This is a genomic window from Sanguibacter suaedae, assembly GCF_016342785.1.
GTDB lineage: Bacteria > Actinomycetota > Actinomycetes > Actinomycetales > Cellulomonadaceae > Sanguibacter > Sanguibacter suaedae.
This window is the reverse complement of sequence record NZ_JAEINH010000001.1, coordinates 430,006-445,635: the sequence shown is the minus strand read 5'-3', so window position 1 is coordinate 445,635 and position 15,630 is coordinate 430,006. Positions and strand designations below refer to the sequence as shown.

The window sequence follows — 15,630 nt, the reverse complement described above, 5'->3', positions numbered from 1 at the left end:
CCTAGACTCCCTCAAACCGGTCGAAGCACGCATACCGCGGTGACCGGGTGCAGGTGGGCTCGTGACGGAACGTCGCAACGGCGCGGCTTCTGGGCGATCGAGACCAATTCGTGACTTCTTGCACACCCGCGGTACGGTCCAGCCGATTTTCAACGATGAAGGTGAGGCGACGATGAGACGACCACGCACGCTGAGGATGATGGCGAGGGGAGCCACGATGGCCCTGGTCGCGACGATGGGGGTCAGCACCCTGGCGACGACGGCGGCCCAGGCGGCCACCGGGAGCGTCACGGGGTTCGCGACCCAGAACGGCGGCACCACCGGCGGGGCGGGCGGTCAGACCGTCCGGGCCACGACGGGGACCGCGATCCACGAGGCGCTCTGCAGCCGCCCCAGCAGCGACACCCCGATCACCATCGAGGTCTCGGGGACCATCAACCACGGCAACACCACGAAGGTCTCGGGCAACAGCTGCAACACGGCCGCCGGGGTCATCGAGCTCAAGCAGGTGAGCAACGTGACGATCGTCGGCGTGGGCAGCGGCGCCACGTTCGACCAGCTCGGCATCCACATCCGTGAGGCCGAGAACATCATCATCCAGAACGTCACCGTGAAGAACGTCAAGAAGTCCGGCTCGCCGACGTCCAACGGGGGGGACGCGATCGGCATGGAGAGCGGCGTCCGCAACGTGTGGGTCGACCACGTGACCCTCGAGGCGTCCGGTGGCGAGTCCGCCGGCTACGACGGGCTCTTCGACATGAAGGCCGACGTCAAGTACGTGACCCTCTCCTACAGCATCCTGCGCAACTCCGGGCGCGGCGGGCTCGTCGGCTCGAGCGAGAGCGACCGGGCCAACGGTTTCATCACCTTCCACCACAACCTCTACGAGAACATCGACTCCCGTGCGCCGCTGCTCCGCGGCGGCGTCGGCCACATGTACAACAACCACTACAAGAGCCTCAACGAGTCCGGTATCAACTCGCGTGCGGGTGCCAGGGCGAAGGTGGACAACAACTACTTCGAGGACTCGAAGGACGTGCTCGGGACGTTCTACACGTCCGAGGCGGGGACCTGGCAGGTGTCCGGCAACATCTTCGACAACGTCACGTGGTCCTCCCGGAGCGGCACCACGAACCCGGCCGGTCCGAACGTCACGTCGACCACGACCGTGAGCATCCCCTACGCCTACCCCATGGACCCGGCGAGCTGCGTCCCTGCCGTCGTGAGCTCGACGGCCGGCGCGAACAAGGGACTGCGGGTCTCCGACGGCTCCTGCTCGCCGCAGACGCCGGGCCCGACCCCGGGTCCGACGCCGGACCCCGAGCCGACGAACCCCGAGCCGACGCCGGACCCTGCCCCGGGCGGCACCAACCTGAGTCTCGGCGCCGGCGCCGACGGTTCCAGCAAGGCCAGCGGCACGAGCTTCGGTGACGTGGTCGACGGTGACACGAGCAGCTACTGGTCCCCCAACGGGTCCACCGGGCGCATCTCCGTGAAGTGGGGCACGGCCACCACGATCTCCAAGGTCTCCGTCCGGACGGCGTCCGGCGGCGGGGCCCTCGGCTCGTGGCGCGTCGTGAACAACGACACCGGTGATGTGCTGGCGACCGGCAGCGGTGCTCGGACGGTGAGCTTCCCAGCCGTCTCGCTCAAGAAGGTCAACGTGGAGATCACGAGCTCGTCCGGGACCCCCCGGATCGCCGAGGTGGAGACCTACGCGAGGTGATCCCCGGCTGAGGACGCGGCCGCGCAGGCGGCCGGCCCCGCTCTGGCGACGCCCCCGACCGCACCAGCGGTCGGGGGCGTCGCCGTCCGGGGACCCTCGCACCTCTACCCCTAGGTCTGCTAGGGTTCCAAACCCTAGCGCTACTAGGTATGGAGCGATCATGCACATCGAGAAGGACCTCGTCGCCGCCGCCGCGACGCCCCTCGTCCTCGGGATACTCGCCGAGGGCGAGTCCTACGGGTACGCCATCCTCAAGCGGGTCACCGACATGTCCGGCGGCCGCCTCCAGTGGACCGACGGCATGCTCTACCCCCTCCTCCACCGTCTCGAGCGGCTCGGCTACGTCTCCTCCGCCTGGGGCAGCTCCGACACAGGCCGGCGTCGCAAGCACTACGCGATCACCCCGACCGGTCGCGAGGTCCTCGTCGAGCGCCAGGCCCAGTGGGCCGTCGTCGCCGCCGCCCTCCAGCAGGTGTGGCACTCCGTCCAGACCCCGCCCGCCGTCGCGGAGGGGTGGGCCTGATGACCACGCACACCGAGCTCGAGGTGCAGATCGACCAGTGGCGCGCCTACGTCCGGCGTCACCGCGCCATCTCCACCGCCGACGTCGACGAGATGGAGGACCACCTCCGCGAGAGGGTCGCCGACCTCGTCGCCACGGGCCTCGACGACCAGGAGGCGTTCCTCGTCGCGGTCCGACGCATGGGAAGCCTCGACGCCGTGTCGCGGGAGTTCGCCAGCGAGCACTCCGACCGCCTGTGGAAGCAGCTCGTCCTCGTCCCCGACCAGGCCGACGACGCGCGCCGCTCGTGGCGCGAGCTCGCCGTCGTCCTCGCCCTCGCGCTCGGCGCCGGGGCGACCGTGCGGATCGGCCTCGGCATCCTCGACGAGGACGTCATGACACGCACCGTCGGCCTCCTCGTCCTCCCGTTCCTCGGCGCCTACCTCGCGTGGAAGCGGCAGCTCACCGCCCGGGTCCTCGGCGTCCTCGCCGTTCCGTACGCCGTGCTCGCGCTCGTCCTCGCGCTCTACCCCTTCGGGTCCGCGGGCACCACGCTCGTCCTGGCCGCCGTCCACGCGCCCGTCGCGCTCTGGGCGCTCGTCGGCGTCGCCTACGTCGGCGGCCGGTGGCGGTCCGACGCGCACCGGATGGACTTCGCCCGGTTCACCGGCGAGCTCGCCGTCTACCTCACCCTGCTCGCCCTCGGCGGGGCCGTGCTCGTGGGACTCACCGCCGGGGTCGTGGACCTCGCCGGCATGGACATCGAACCCGCGATCGAGAACTGGATCCTGCCGTTCGCCGTCCCCGGCGCCCTCGTCGTCGCCGCATGGCTCGTCGAGGCCAAGCAGGACGTCGTCGAGAACATCGCCCCCGTCCTCACCCGGGTCTTCACACCCCTGACGCTCGTCATGCTCCTCGTCCTCCTCGCGGTCCTCACCACCGCGGGCGGCCTCGTGGACGCCGACCGCGGGCTGCTCATCCTCATGGACGCCATCCTCGTGCTCGTCCTCGGGCTCCTCCTCTACTCCGTGTCCGCCCGCGACCCGCTCGCCAGGCCCGGCCTCTTCGACGGGCTGCTGCTCGCCCTCCTCGGTGCGGCGCTCGCCGTCGACGCCGTGGCGCTCACCGCCATGCTCACCCGGATCGCGGAGTTCGGGTTCAGCGCCAACAAGGTCGCGGCGCTGGGCCTCAACGTCCTTCTCCTCGTGCACCTCGTGGGCGCCGCGGTGCTCCTGCTCGCGTTCCTCAGGGGCCGCCGGCCCTTCGACGCCCTGAGCCGGTGGCAGACGCGGTTCCTGCCCGTGTACGCGGTGTGGGCGGCCGTCGTGGTCGTGGTCTTCCCGCCGGTGTTCGGCTTCGAGTGAGCCGCCCAGCGGCCGGCCTGCCGGGCGTCGTGGCCGGTCAGGAGGCCGACGTCCAGCAGGTGGCCGGGCGCGTCTCCGGTTGCGGGAGGGCCGTCCAGGCAGTCGAATCGACTCACATACCCCGAGTCGAGGAGACGTCATGGAGACAACCGTCTGGATCTGGATCGTGATCGGCGTCCTGGTGCTCGCAGCCGTGGTGGCCGCGGTGGTGATCGTGAGCAGGAAACGCCGCGACACCCGTGAGGAGAAGGACCGGCACGAGGCCGCGGAGCTGCGCCGCCGCGCCGACCAGGAGCGCGTCGAGGTGCAGCGCCAGGAGGCGGAGGCGGCCCGCGTCGACGCCGAGGCGCGCCTCGCGCAGGCCGAGGCCGACGCCCGGGCCGCGGACGCCGCCGAGCTGCAGGCGCGGGCCCACGAGAGCACCGAGCGCGCCACGGACTCCCGCAAGGAGCTCGACGACCACCTGCGGCACGCCGACACCCTCGACCCCGCCGGGGCGGACGCCCCGAAGGGCGAGCACCGGTCGGCCGCACCCACCGACTCGACGTCCGCCGACCAGACGCCCACGGGCGGGCGGACCGAGGCCCCGACGTCGGACGCCCCGAAGGGCGAGCACCGCGCCGGCTGACCTGCCACGGACGCAGCACGGCCCCGGGACGCTCCGCCGAGCGTCCCGGGGCCGTCGCGCGTCCTGTCAGACGAGCTCGGCCGCGAGGAGGCGGAGCGTCTCCTCCCGGGTGACGCCGGCCGTCGGCGACGCGCCGCGGTACGCGGACGACACGGGGGCGATCATCACCTCGTCCGTCCGGACGGTCTCCGCGAGCTCGCGGACCTTCGCGGCGGCGACGTCGGGCGTCCCGACGGCCCAGGCGGCCTGCATCTGCCGGACCAGGGGCGCGTGCTCGGGCGGGATCCCGATGCGCTCCGCGTCCTCCACGAGCTCGAGCGGCCCGAGGCCCTGCCCGGTGCGCAGACGCACCATGGACAGCGCGTAGGGCAGCGCCCGGCGCTGCGCCTCCTCGGCGTCCTCGGCGACCACGGCGTTGATGATCGCGAAGGTCGTGGGCTCGGGGTGCCGCTCGGACGGGGTGTACGACGACCGGTACAGGGCCATGGCCTCCGCGGTTCCCTGACCGGCGAAGTGGTGGGCGAACACGTAGGGCAGGCCGAGCGAGGCCGCGAGCTGCGCCGAGTACATCGACGACCCGAGGAGCCATGTCGTGGGCTGCGACACGGCTCGCGGAGTGGCGCGCAGGTCGTAGCTGCGGCCCCGCAGGTCGAGCGTCATGCCCTCGGGCGACATGAGGTCGACGAGGTCACGGACGTCGTCGGGGAACGTGTCGACGGAGTCGTTGCCACGGGCGGCGGCGGCCCGGAGCATGTGGCTCGTCACGGGGTCGCTGCCCGGGGCGCGTCCGATGCCGAGGTCCACACGCCCCGGGAAGGCGGCCTCGAGGAGCGCGAACTGCTCCGCGACGACGAGGGGGGCGTGGTTGGGCAGCATCACCCCGCCCGACCCCACCCGGATGCGTTCCGTGGCGGAGGCGAGGAGCGCGACGAGGACCGCCGGGTTGGTCGAGGCGACAGCGGGCATGTTGTGGTGCTCCGCCACCCAGTAGCGGGAGAACCCGAGGGAGTCCGCGGTGCGGGCGAGCGACGTGCTGGCGGCCAGCGCGTCGGGCGTCGTCTGGTCCGTGCGGACGGAGACGAGGTCGAGGACGGAGAGCGAGCGAACGGGCTGAGGGGTCACTCAGGCGGCAACGGGGGTGCGCTGCTCGCTATTCCACTCGGCGGGGACGACGGCGGGGACCGCCTCGGGGGCGTCGGCGACGTGGGGGACGTCGGTGGTGGCCTCGGCCCCGGCGGCGAGGTCGGCCTCGTCGAGCGTCCCGGTCAGCGGGGCGACGGCGCGGCGGCGGGCCAGCACGAGCGCCCGGATGGCGAAGAAGCCGATGACCACCCAGATGACGTTCACCACGGCGGACGGCCATGCGCCGTACACCGTCGAGCTGATGCCCATGAGTCCCGCGCCGACGAGGTTGAGGCCCTGGAAGCGCAGCGAGTCGGGCGTGATGCGCTTGGTGGTGACGAGGCCGTAGGCGATGACGGCGGCGATGGCGCCGATCCAGCCGGAGGCGGTGAGGGCGATCGAGGCGGCAGCGGACATGGCGGTGCTCCTGAGAAGGGTCTAGGTGTGGGATCGGGCCGTGCCACCGGCAGGTCTCCCGAGAGGTGCGACACCACAATGGTGAGACGAAAATCGCTTAAGCACAATCGAATCGTTCTCCATCCTCCATGTAGGCTGCCTACATGACTTTGGATGCGAAGAGGCTTGCCGTCCTCCTTGCCGTGCACCGGGCCGGGGGCGTGGTTGCGGCTGCAGATCTTCTGCATCTGACCCCGTCCGCGGTGTCCCAGCAGATCGCCAAGCTCGAGGCGGAGGAAGGGGTCGAGGTCATGCACCGCGGGCCCCGCGGCGTGACGCTCACAGCGGTGGGGCTCGTCCTCGCCGAAGCGGCCGAGCGGATCGAGGCGGAGCTCGTCGAGGCGCGCAAGCAGGTCGCCACGATCGGTCCCGACGTGAGCGGACGGATCGCCGTCGGGGCGTTCCAGACGGTCATCCGCAGCGTCGTCGCCCCCATGCTCGTGACGCTCGCCGAGGTGGCGCCCGGGATCGAGGTCACCGTCCACGAGGTGGAGACCGACGACGCGGTGCGGGGCGTGCGCAGCGGCGACTTCGACCTCGCCATCCTCGAGCACGACTTCTCGGCCGAGCGGCCCGTGCCCCGTGGGTTCCGTGAGGTGCCGCTCGTCGACGAGCCGTGGAAGCTCGCCGTCCCCACGAGCATGGCCGTGCCGTCGAGCGTCCAGGACCTCAAGGACGTCGTGTGGATCGGAGCGCAGAAGAGCACCGCCGCAGCCCGCGCGCTCGCCCGGGTCGTCGACGTCGCGGGTGGCACGGGCGCCGCGCAGCACAGCTACTACAACTACGAGGTGGCCATCGCGCTCGTGGCCGCGGGGCAGGGCGTCGCCCTGCTGCCCGCCCTGGCGCTCACCGGGGCGGACCTCACCGGGGTCGACGTCGTCCCCATCGCCGGGCTCGGCATGCGACGCATCGCCGCACGTCACAGGGCCAACAGGCACGAGCCCGCACCGGCCGTCCTCGCCGTGATCGACGTCCTCCTCGCCCAGGTGGCGGAGCTCGACCTCACCTGAGGAGGTCTGTGGGTATGGTGCGGGCAACGACCCCGAAACATGATCGTCACGCGGAAGTCACCGCCAGCACTTGCGTGACGGACATCACATAGGATGAAATACGACGATGCAACCAGCCAGTCAGATCTGGGCATTGTCAATCAGCGACGTAGAAGGGTCCATCAACTCGGCGTTCTCGCCGATCGCAGAAGCATTCTCGAACATCATCTTCTACTCGGTGAGCATCGGCGACACGAGCTTTCCGATCCTCATCGTCTGGCTCATCGCAGCGGCGGTCTTCTTCACGATCGCGCTGCGCGGCATCCAGTTCCGGGGGTTCGGCCACGCGATCGCCCTCGTCCGCGGCAAGTACGGCAAGAAGAGCGACCCCGGCGAGGTCTCCCACTTCCAGGCGCTGTCCTCCGCCGTCTCCGGGACCGTCGGCCTCGGGAACATCGCCGGTGTCGCGATCGCCGTGACGATCGGTGGGGCCGGTGCGACGTTCTGGATGATCGTCGCGGGCCTCCTCGGTATGTGCACCAAGTTCGTCGAGTGCACCCTCGGCGTGAAGTACCGCGAGGAGCACGAGGACGGCACCATCACCGGTGGGCCCTTCCGCTACCTGCCCATCGCCTTCGCGCGATTCGGTGCGATTCCCGCGAAGGTCCTCACGGGCATCTTCGCCGTGTCCATCTTCTTCTTCGGAGCGGTCGGCGGGAACATGTTCCAGGCCAACCAGACGTTCGCGCAGGCGCGCAACGTCACCGGCGGGGACGACGGACCGCTCGCGAGCGACGGCGCGGCGCTGCTCTTCGGCCTCGTGCTCGCCGCCGGGGTGGGGATCGTCATCATCGGCGGCATCAAGTCCATCGCGCGGGTCACGAGCAAGCTCGTCCCCGCCATGGGCCTCATCTACATCCTCGCCTGCCTCACGGTGCTCGCGGTCAACGTCGACCAGATCATCCCGGGCTTCGGCGAGATCATCTCCGGCGCGTTCTCCCCGACCGGTGTGGGCGGCGGCATCGTCGGCGTCATCGTCATCGGGTTCCAGCGTGCGGCGTTCTCCAACGAGGCGGGTGTCGGTTCCGCACCCATCGCCCACTCCGCGGTGAAGACCCGTCGGCCCGTCACCGAGGGCTTCGTCGCGACGCTCGAGCCCTTCATCGACACCGTGGTCGTCTGCACGCTCACGGCGCTCACCATCGTCATCGCCCGGCCGCAGTCCTGGCTGGACGGTCGTGAGGAGGTCGCCGCGGGCGGTGCCGGTCCCGGCGACGGCGTGACCCTCACGTCGGACGCCTTCGAGACGGTCCTCCCATGGTTCCCGTACATCCTCGCCGTGGCGGTCGCGCTCTTCGCGTTCTCCACGCTCATCACGTGGGCGTACTACACGCAGAAGGCGTGGACCACCCTCTTCGGCCGGTCCGTCGTCAAGGAGCGCGTCTTCCAGGTCGTGTTCATCTGCTTCACGGCGTTCGGGACCGTCGTCACCCTCGGCGACGTCGTGAACCTCGCCGACGCGATGCTCTTCCTCTGCGCGTTCATCAACATCCTCGGCCTGTACCTGCTGTTCCCGGTGGTCCGCAAGGAGCTCCGGGAGTACTGGGAGGACCGCAAGGCGGACCGCCTGGTCCACGCCGACGCCGAGGCCGACGCGAGCGGCCCCACGGCCTGACAGCTCCCCCACCGCGTCCTGGACCCTGGGTACCCAGGACCTGAGGTCCTCACCACCCGGCAGTGCCCCGACGGGGCGTGCCTTCGTGGACAGGACGTGCGCTCGAGCGCACGTATCGTCCACGGGAGCACGCCCTGTCGTGCGTGCTCGCCCGGAACAGGTGAGCAGGGGAGCGAGGGAGAGGGGTGTGCGTGCCTGGGGTGAGGCGTGCTCGTGTGCGGGCATGGGAAAGCCCGTGGGATGGAGGGGGTCCTCCGTGCCGTGGTGGACGGGTCCACGGCTCCCACGGGCCTCGGTGACTGCCTGGTACTCGCTGCCGCCCTCCCGCGTGGGGGAGAGGAGGCCCGGGTATCGGCGCAGCCGACCGGCCGTCCTTCGCTCAGCACCGGCCCGCGGGGCGGACCTGCGCTGCCGGCATGGTGCCGGCGAGAGCATGGCGACTAGCGGACAGTCACCTCACGCGTCCTAAGAGAAATCATGTCTTGGACCACCTCCTTTCCCATGTGCCTCCGACGGTACGCCCGCCCCGCCAGGACGCTCAAGGGTTTTTCGCCGGAGGCTGAGCGTGCCGGTCACGAGGGCCCGCGCGGCGGTGCTCGACGACGGGCGACGCCCGTGGATCCCGGCATCATGGGTGCATGACCGCACCGAGAGACACCACGTCAGGACCCGCCGCACCCGATGCCCCGTACCGCGTCATGACCGTGTGCACGGGCAACATCTGCCGGTCGCCCATGGCGGAGGTCGTCCTTCGCGAACGGCTGACCCAGGAGGGCCTCGCGGACCGGGTCGTCGTCGACTCGACGGGCGTGAGCTCCGAGGAGACGGGCAACCCCATGGACGACCGTGCGCTCGACGTGCTGCGGTCCGCCGGGTACACCGACGACGCCCTCCGGTCCCACACGGCCCGGCAGGTCACCGCCGAGCAGCTCCGGGACCGCGACCTCGTCGTGGCCATGACCGCGGACCACGCCCGCGCGCTGCGACGCCTCCTCGACGGCTCCCGTGAGACCACCGCCGCACCCGACCTCCGCATGTTCCGGTCGTTCGACGCCGCCGCACCCCGCACGGACGACGACCGGGACCTCGACGTCGCGGACCCCTGGTACGGGGGGCCGGAGGACTTCGACGTGTGCCTCGAGCAGGTCGAGGCGGCCGTCGAGGGGATCGTCGCGCACGTCCGCGAGGCCGTCGCCCGACGCTGAGCCGCGGGTTCCGGCCGTCCCCAGCCGTCGAGCCAGGCGCCGTCAGTCGAAGCTGAAGCCCCGCACCACGTCGGCGTGCTCCGTGACGAGACCGTCGACGAACACCGACGCGCGCACGTGCGGCATGCGGTCCTCGGGGGAGACGGGATCGGTGTGGGGCAGCGCCCACGCGTGCTCCCCGTCCGCGATGCGCACGGCCTCGCACTGCGCGAGCCCGCAGTACAGGAGGACGGGACCGTGGACGGACACCGTCGCCCAGCGCTCGACGCTCGAGTGCCAGCGCACCTCACCGGTGAGGAGGTCCTGGGCGAAGAGCCCGCTGACACCCTCCTCCTCGTAGTCGACGACCACGAGGTCCTCGACGGTCGTCATGCGCGCCCCGTCGGCCTCGAGGTCCACGGACCACAGCTCCTCGCCCGTCGCGATGTCGTAGGCGCGGGTCCCGGCGCCGAACACCTGGGCCATCGCGTCGCTCGACCCCAGGCGGAACCACGGGGAGCCCTGCGTCATGATCGTCCCGGCGGAGTTCGTGAACTCGGCCTGCCGCACCCCGTCCTCCGGGGTGCGCAGGAGCACCGTGCCGTTGCGCGGCCACAACGTGTAGAGGCCCTCGACGTCGATGGCGCCCTGGGGGCCCTTCCCGCTGATGAGGTCCACGACCATGGACGCCCCGGAGATGCTCATGGTCGCGCGGCCCTCGAGGGAGGAGTACTCGCCCCAGAACGACGCCACGGGCACGAACCCGGGGTCCGTCGACCGGGACCACGACCGGTCGAGGTCGTCGACCGTCCCGCGGGAGGCGTGCATCGACCGGTCGTGCTGGTCGTTGCCGGCGACCACGAGGTCGTCGCCCTCGCCCACCACGTACCAGGGCCGGAACGTCGTCGTGTCGCGCCCCAGCTCGTCACCGGTGGCGCTGTCGAACGTCACCACCTGGAAGGTCTCCGCGCGCGAGTCGGGGAGCACGCACGACGTGCGGCGGCCGTCGCCGACGACGAAGCACTCCGCGTACGTGCCCTCCGTCGTGGACCGCCACGTCTCGTCACCGGTGGCACGGTCCAGCCCGACGACGGCGCTGCCCTCGTCGCTCGTGACGAGGACCACGGCGACGTCCGAGACGTTCGCGCGCCCGTTCGGGTCGACGGTCGGCACGGCCACGGTGGCGTCACCGGCACCCTCGGCACCCTCGGCACCGTCGGCAAGCTCGGCGGCGCTGACCTGCCACTCCTTGCGGGGTTCAGCGAGGATCGTGTCGCCGATGTCGGTGGGGCCCTCGTCGGCGACCACCTCGGTCACGGAGCCCGGTGCGGGGGACGCCACGGGTGCCGGGTCGTCGTCGCGCAGGGAGAGCGCTGCGACGACCGCGGCGGCGACGAGGAGGAGGCCGACGACGGCGATGACGAGGGAGCGGCGGGCGCTCGGTCGCGAGAGCATCCCACAGTATGACCTTTCCGAACTGGTGCCCCGGACGCCGGCGGGCACCGTCCGGGGCGTCCCACCACCCGTCCCGTCGCGGGACGCGGCGACCACTGGAAGACTCCGCAGGATGAGCGACACGTCGAGCCGACCGCACCGGGCCAGCCGCATCGAGGACCGCGTCTACGCCGTGGTGGCGCGGTTCCTGCGCCGCAAGGGGTGGCGGGCGCGCGTCGAGCCGTACACGGGGTACGGGCTGGCGCAGGGCCCGTCGGGCTCCGACGACGCGACGTCGGACGGCTGGGTCCGCGTGCTGGGTCGCGTGATGCTCTCCCCGGCCGCGCGGGCGACCCCCGCGGCGGAGAGCGAGGAGACCGAGCGCCACGACCCCACGGCACGCCCGGAGGACTCCGCACCCGAGCCCGAGTCGAAGAAGTCCGACGCCGCATCGGGCCCCGCACCGGTGAGGTCGACCACACCGGCGGCCCTGCGTGCCGTCCGGGGGTGGCGCAGCTTCTTCACGGCCCAGCTGCCGCACGCCGAGGTCGAGGTCCTCGTCGGTGGTGCCGTGCACCGGGTCACCGCGGACCGTGGCGGCTACGTGGACCACGTGGTCCCCGCGTCCCTCCCCGCCGGGTGGCACGAGGTCGAGGTCCGGCCCGTCGGTGGGCCCTCCGTCAGCGCCCCCGTGCGCGTCCTCGCGGCCGACGAGCACGTCGGCATGGTGAGCGACATCGACGACACCGTCATGGTCACGGCCCTCCCGCGTCCCCTCGTGGCCGCGTGGAACAGCCTCGTCCTCCACGAGGACGCGCGTCGTCCCGTGAAGGGCATGGCGGACCTCTACGCGCAGATCGACGCCGAGCACCACGACATCCCCGTGCTGTACCTGTCCACCGGGGCGTGGAACGTGGCGCCCGCCCTGCGCCGCTTCCTCGCGCACCACCGCTACCCGGCCGGGCCGCTGCTCCTCACCGACTGGGGTCCCACGAACACCGGCTGGTTCCGCAGCGGGCAGGACCACAAGCGGCGCACCCTGGCGCGGCTCGCCGACGAGCTCCCGCACGTGCGGTGGATCCTCGTCGGCGACGACGGCCAGCACGACCCCGGCCTCTACAAGGATTTCACGGACGAGCACCCCGACCACGTGCGGGCCGTCGCCATCCGTCAGCTGTCCGCCGCGCAGCAGGTGTTCGCCCACGGTGCGCCCACGCCCACGGCCCGGTCGCGCAAGGAGTCCAGCGCCGACGCCGGCGACACGGTGCCCGTGGTCGCCGCCCCGGACGGCGAGGGCCTGGGCCGCGAGCTGCGCAAGGTCGGGGTCCTCAGCGGCCCGACGACCCCGACCCGCTGAGGGTGCGCCGCCGCGCGGGGACCACGGCCCCCGCGGGCCGCACCGACTCGTCGGGCCCACCCTGCGGGGACCCGACGATCGCCGCGACGCGCACGTCGCGGTACGTCAGGCCGAGCCCCTCGTAGAGACGGATCGCGGCGACGTTCTGCGCGTCGACCATGAGGGCGGCCGAACCGCGCTCGCGGAGCGACTCGTCGAGGAGCAGCTCGCACACCCGCCGTCCCAGGCCGCGGCCGCGGACGGCGGGGTCGACCATGATGCCCGCGAGGAACCCGATGCTCGGCGCGTTCCACGCGAGGGCACCCACGGCGAGGAGGTCGCCGTGGTCGCCGCGCACCCCGGCCCACCGCTCGACGGCGGGCATGCCGGGCAGCGCGTACGACGTGGGCGACACGTCGTCGACGAACGCTGCGACCTCCGCGTCGGCGGACGCCGGCAACCACTCGGCACCGTCTCGCGACCACCCGCCCGGGTGCTCCGTCCGGGTGGTGCCCATCCAGCCAAACGTCGCGACGCTCTCCAGCGCGGGCTCGGCGCCGATGACGGCGTCGATGAGCGCCGGGTCGCCGAAGGGCCGGAACACGGGCCCGACGAGGTCGAGCACCTCCATGGCCAGGGGTGCGGCCGCGTCCGGGGCGCCCCACAGGGCGACCCTGTCCCAGCGGGACAGTTCGGGTGCCGCCACGGCGACGGCGCGGCCGTCGTCGGACACCCATGCGCGCGTGGTGCCCAGGTCCTGGGCCGCCCACACGCACAGCTGGTCGTCGGCGCACGTCTCGCGCAGCTCGGCGACGTCGGTGATCTCTCGCATGCCTCGATTGTCGGCGCGCGAGGCCCCCAGGACGACCTCGTCGGGGTGTAACGCTCACCACCCCCGCCGGGCAGCGGCGCGACGGGTGCTGCGAGGATGGGCCCATGAAGGTCTCGCGACGCGCCCAGGTCCCGCCGTTCGCCGTGATGGAGGTGCTCGCGGCGGCCAACGCGCGACGCGCCGCGGGCGAGAGCGTCCTCAACCTCTGCGCGGGTGAACCTTCGACGGGGGCGTCCGAGGCGGTGCGCCGCAGGGCCGTCGACCTCCTCACCGCCGGGGACCTCGGGTACACCGAGTCCATGGGCGCGCCCGCCCTGCGGCAGGCCGTCGCCGACCACTACGGCTCCTGGTACGGGGTCGACGTCACCCCCGCGCAGGTGGCCATCACCACCGGGTCGTCGGGCGGGTTCATGCTCGCCTTCCTCGCCGCGTTCGACGTCGGCGACCGCGTGGCCCTCGCCCGCCCCGGCTACCCGGCGTACAAGAACATCCTGCGGAGCCTGGGGTGCGAGGTCGTCGAGCTCGACTGCGGGCCGGACACCCGCTACCAGCCCACCGTGTCCCAGCTGCGCGAGGCCTACTACGACGGGGGTCTCGACGGGCTCGTCGTCGCCAGCCCGGCCAACCCCACGGGCACCATGATCGACGCGCCCGGTCTCGCGGAGCTCGCCGGCTGGTGCGAGGAGTTCGACGTGCGCCTCGTGAGCGACGAGATCTACCACGGCATCACCTACGACGACGCTGCCGAGACGGCCCCCACCGCGGCCCGGTACCTGCCCGGCGGGGCCGTCGTCGTGAACTCCTTCTCCAAGTACTGGGCCATGACCGGGTGGCGCCTCGGGTGGCTCGTGCTGCCCGACGACCTCGTGGGGCCCGTCGACGCGCTCGCCGGGAACGTGGCGCTCTGCCCGCCCGCGCTCGCCCAGCACGCCGGCGTCGCTGCGTTCAGCGACGAGGGCTACGCCGCCGCGCGCGCCAACGTCGAGCAGTACGCCGTGAGCCGGCGCCTCGTCCTCGACCGCCTCGACGAGCTCGGGTGGGACCGGGTCGCGCCCGCCGACGGCGCCTTCTACGTGTACGCCGACATCTCCCGGTCCGGCCTGGACTCCGTCACCTGGTGCGCCCGCCTCCTCGCCGAGACGGGCGTCGCGCTCACCCCCGGGACGGACTTCGACGGGGTCGCCGGTCACGACTGGGTGCGGCTGTCCTTCGCGGCCGCCCCCGAGACCGTCAGCGAGGCGGTGGACCGCATCGTGGCCTGGCAGGGGACCCTCCCGGGCGCCTCCTGAGAGCCTGCCGACGATCCACACGGAACCGGCACAGCGGACACCCGTCCCGGTGGCATATCGTGTGCCTGCCGCCGGGTGGACCGACGGCCGCGCACCCCGACGAACAGGACCCCACGTGAACGTGCTCGCCCATGCCGCGAACCTCGGCCGAGGTGCCCTCATCGGGACGGCGGAGATCGTCCCCGGGGTGAGCGGCGGCACCATCGCCCTCATCGTCGGGGTGTACGACGACCTCATCAACTCCGCGGGCCACCTCGTGCGCGGCGTCGTCCACGCGGTCCGCGGCACCGTGCGCCGCGAGGGCCTCGACCGGGCGAAGGAGCACCTCGACCAGGTGCGGTGGGGCGTGGTCCTGCCCGTCGGCATCGGGATGCTCGTCGCCATCGTCGCCGTGTCCGCGCTCGTCGCGCCCCTCTTCGAGGAGCACCCCGTCCAGACGCGCGCCGTGTTCGCCGGGCTCATCGTCGCGTCCCTCGTGGTGCCCGTCCGCATGGTCGGCGGCGCCTGGAAGGGCCGCGAGTACGCGATCGCCGCCGTGGTCGCCGTCATCGCGTTCGCCCTCACGAGCATCCCCGCCGTCGACCCGTTCGACCCCCCGCTGCCGCTCGTCGCCCTTGCGGCGGCCGTCGCCGTGTGCGCGCTCGTCGTCCCCGGGCTCTCCGGGTCGTTCCTCCTCCTCACGTTCGGGCTCTACGCGCCCACCCTCGACGCCGTGAACGACCGCGACCTCGTCTACCTCGGGGTGTTCGTCCTCGGGGCGATCATCGGTCTCGGGTCCTTCGTGTCCGTCCTCCAGTGGCTCCTCCTCCACCGCCGCCGTGCGACCCTCGCCGCCATGACCGGCCTCATGGTCGGGTCCCTGCGCGCCCTGTGGCCGTGGCAGACGGAGGACGGCGGCGTCCTCGCGCCCGACGACGACCTCACCGGTGTCGTGCTGCTCTTCGTCGCGGGCATCGTCGTCGTCACCGCCATGGTGGTCGCCGAGTCCGTCCTCGTGAAGCGCCGCGCCCTGCGCGGCCAGGACGTCCTCGAGCCCGCAGGGGACGAGCCGGTCCGCGACCGCTGACGGCTAGGATGACCCGACAACCACATA

General features: G+C 72.1%; 14 protein-coding genes. 10 read left to right on the top strand and 4 right to left on the bottom strand.

Annotation, left to right across the window (positions count from 1 at the left end; translation table 11 throughout):
• Positions 1-172 precede the first annotated feature (172 nt).
• The 4 genes from JAV76_RS02250 (at position 173) to JAV76_RS02235 (ending at position 4,220) form a co-directional block, all read left to right on the top strand.
• Positions 173-1,726: a pectate lyase family protein gene (locus JAV76_RS02250; protein ID WP_198732378.1), complete on the top strand. Its 1,554-nt coding sequence runs from the start codon at positions 173-175 to the stop codon at positions 1,724-1,726.
• A 160-nt stretch (positions 1,727-1,886) separates the two neighbouring features.
• Positions 1,887-2,249, top strand: coding sequence for a PadR family transcriptional regulator (locus JAV76_RS02245; protein ID WP_198732377.1), 363 nt, complete (start codon positions 1,887-1,889; stop codon positions 2,247-2,249).
• Entirely contained in the window at positions 2,249-3,592 is a 1,344-nt protein-coding gene (locus tag JAV76_RS02240; RefSeq protein WP_198732376.1) for a permease prefix domain 1-containing protein, read from the top strand. The genes JAV76_RS02245 and JAV76_RS02240 overlap by 1 nt, the downstream gene beginning before the upstream one ends.
• Positions 3,593-3,731: 139 nt before the next feature.
• Complete coding sequence (locus JAV76_RS02235; protein WP_198732375.1) at positions 3,732-4,220, top strand: hypothetical protein; 489 nt, start codon at positions 3,732-3,734, stop codon at positions 4,218-4,220.
• Between the two features lie 66 nt (positions 4,221-4,286).
• Here JAV76_RS02235 and JAV76_RS02230 read toward each other — a convergent pair whose 3' ends face one another.
• Together JAV76_RS02230 and JAV76_RS02225 are read right to left on the bottom strand one after the other, a co-directional pair.
• Positions 4,287-5,342, bottom strand: coding sequence for an LLM class flavin-dependent oxidoreductase (locus JAV76_RS02230; RefSeq protein WP_198732374.1), 1,056 nt, complete (start codon positions 5,340-5,342; stop codon positions 4,287-4,289).
• A complete protein-coding gene (locus JAV76_RS02225; RefSeq protein WP_198732373.1) occupies positions 5,343-5,759 on the bottom strand; it encodes a CBU_0592 family membrane protein in 417 nt (138 codons plus the stop codon). It lies immediately after the preceding gene.
• 143 nt (positions 5,760-5,902) lie between these two features.
• On the opposite strand from JAV76_RS02225, the gene JAV76_RS02220 reads away from it, so the two are divergent.
• The 3 genes from JAV76_RS02220 to JAV76_RS02210 all read left to right on the top strand — a co-directional run bounded on the left by JAV76_RS02220 (position 5,903) and on the right by JAV76_RS02210 (position 9,667).
• The gene (locus JAV76_RS02220; RefSeq protein WP_198732372.1) at positions 5,903-6,808 is read left to right on the top strand and encodes a LysR family transcriptional regulator; all 906 of its coding nucleotides are present in this window, start codon (positions 5,903-5,905) and stop codon (positions 6,806-6,808) included.
• 133 nt (positions 6,809-6,941) lie between these two features.
• Positions 6,942-8,462, top strand: a complete 1,521-nt coding sequence (locus tag JAV76_RS02215) for an alanine/glycine:cation symporter family protein (protein WP_230401697.1) — start codon at positions 6,942-6,944, stop codon at positions 8,460-8,462.
• A 638-nt stretch (positions 8,463-9,100) separates the two neighbouring features.
• The gene (locus JAV76_RS02210; RefSeq protein ID WP_198732370.1) at positions 9,101-9,667 is read left to right on the top strand and encodes a low molecular weight protein-tyrosine-phosphatase; all 567 of its coding nucleotides are present in this window, start codon (positions 9,101-9,103) and stop codon (positions 9,665-9,667) included.
• A 42-nt stretch (positions 9,668-9,709) separates the two neighbouring features.
• Here the strand turns inward: JAV76_RS02210 and JAV76_RS02205 are convergent, their stop codons facing one another.
• The gene (locus JAV76_RS02205) at positions 9,710-11,101 is read right to left on the bottom strand and encodes an outer membrane protein assembly factor BamB family protein (protein ID WP_198732369.1); all 1,392 of its coding nucleotides are present in this window, start codon (positions 11,099-11,101) and stop codon (positions 9,710-9,712) included.
• 112 nt (positions 11,102-11,213) lie between these two features.
• Between JAV76_RS02205 and JAV76_RS02200 the strand changes: the two genes are divergently transcribed.
• Complete coding sequence (locus JAV76_RS02200; RefSeq protein WP_198732368.1) at positions 11,214-12,437, top strand: App1 family protein phosphatidate phosphatase; 1,224 nt, start codon at positions 11,214-11,216, stop codon at positions 12,435-12,437.
• On the opposite strand, the gene JAV76_RS02195 is transcribed toward JAV76_RS02200, so the two are convergent.
• Positions 12,409-13,248, bottom strand: coding sequence for a GNAT family N-acetyltransferase (locus tag JAV76_RS02195; protein ID WP_198732367.1), 840 nt, complete (start codon positions 13,246-13,248; stop codon positions 12,409-12,411). The genes JAV76_RS02200 and JAV76_RS02195 overlap by 29 nt on opposite strands.
• A gap of 104 nt (positions 13,249-13,352) precedes the next feature.
• On the opposite strand from JAV76_RS02195, the gene JAV76_RS02190 reads away from it, so the two are divergent.
• Both JAV76_RS02190 and JAV76_RS02185 read left to right on the top strand, forming a co-directional pair.
• Positions 13,353-14,537: a pyridoxal phosphate-dependent aminotransferase gene (locus tag JAV76_RS02190; protein ID WP_198732366.1), complete on the top strand. Its 1,185-nt coding sequence runs from the start codon at positions 13,353-13,355 to the stop codon at positions 14,535-14,537.
• Between the two features lie 115 nt (positions 14,538-14,652).
• Positions 14,653-15,603 carry a DUF368 domain-containing protein gene (locus tag JAV76_RS02185; RefSeq protein WP_198732365.1) on the top strand — a complete coding sequence of 317 codons (951 nt, stop codon included), beginning with the start codon at positions 14,653-14,655 and terminating at the stop codon, positions 15,601-15,603.
• The last annotated feature ends 27 nt before the right edge of the window (positions 15,604-15,630 follow it).